This window comes from Streptomyces sp. NPDC001070 (assembly GCF_053598835.1).
The window spans coordinates 1-1,153 of sequence record NZ_JBSFLB010000092.1 but is presented as its reverse complement, the minus strand read 5'-3'; the positions used below and the strand labels follow the sequence as shown (position 1 = coordinate 1,153).

Here is a 1,153-nt window from a genome sequence, read left to right as displayed (position 1 = left end):
CTACTGACTTGTAATGCGTGATGTCGTGGGGTGCTGACAGGTCGTGATCGTCGCGGTACACCACGGTCATGAGGTACGCGCAGGGTGGCGGGCTGACTGCTGAGCGGAGGGCATTTCGCGAGCGGATCCGTCTGGACGCGGGTGAGATGTTCGCGGCTGGTAGCGACAACGCCGAGGTGGCGAAGGTGCTGCGGGTTCATGTGCGCTCGGTGCAGCGCTGGCGGCGCGAGTGGGCCGAGCGGGGTGAAGCGGGCCTGGTCTCGAAGGGGCCGGCGTCCTTGCCCAAGCTCAGCGACGAGTTGTTCGTGAAGCTGGAGGCGGCGCTGGCGTTGGGGGCGGTGGCGCACGGCTGGTCTGACGAGCGCTGGACGCTCGCGCGGATCCGTACGCTGATCGGGCGGATGTTCCACAAGAGCTACACCGTGCCCGGGGTGTGCCTGTTGCTGCACCGGCACGGCTGGTCGCCCCAGGTGCCGGCTCGCAGGGCGGTGCAGCGCGACGATGAGGCGGTCGCGACGTGGGTGAAGGAGACCTGGCCGGCCGTGGAACCACCGCGGCGGCGCTCGGCGCCTGGACCGTCTTCGCTGACGAGGCCGGGTTCTCGATGACGCCGCACACCGCCCGCACCTGGTCCCGCAGAGGCGTTACCCCGGTGATCCGGGTCAACGGCGGCAGCAGGCGCCACCTGTCTGTGGCCGCTTTGTGCTGCTACAAGCCCGGCGAGCGGCCGCGGTTGGTCTTCCGCCACACTGGTGACCGGCGGGCCGACGGCCGCAAGGGTTTCTCTTGGAAGGACTTACGAGACCTGCTCACCGCGGCCCACACCCAGCTCGGCGGACCGATCGTGCTGGTCTGGGACAACGTCGGCCTGCACCTCAGTCGCGCGATGCGCGCCTGGACCACGGCTCGGGACTGGCTCACGGTGTTCCAGTTGCCGGCCTACGCACCCGACCTCAACCCCGTGGAGGGGATCTGGTCCAGCCTGCGGCGCACCAGTCTGGCCAACATCGCCTTCGCCGACTACACGCAACTGGTCATCGCAGTGCGCCGGGGCCTACGCCAGATCCAGTACCGACCCACCATCATCACCGGCTGCCTCATCGGCACCGGCCTCGCCACAAGCCCTGGCGACATCACACATTAATCCTCAGTA

At 68.4% G+C, this 1,153-nt stretch carries 1 protein-coding gene; it reads left to right on the top strand.

Annotation, left to right across the window (positions count from 1 at the left end; genetic code table 11):
- The first annotated feature begins 68 nt into the window (after positions 1-68).
- Positions 69-1,144, top strand: a protein-coding gene (locus ACWDAS_RS41455) for an IS630 family transposase (protein ID WP_450401157.1) whose coding sequence is annotated in 2 segments (ribosomal slippage) — positions 69-515 and positions 518-1,144 — 1,074 coding nt in all. Because the reading frame shifts where the segments join, the coding sequence is not laid out codon by codon here.
- The last annotated feature ends 9 nt before the right edge of the window (positions 1,145-1,153 follow it).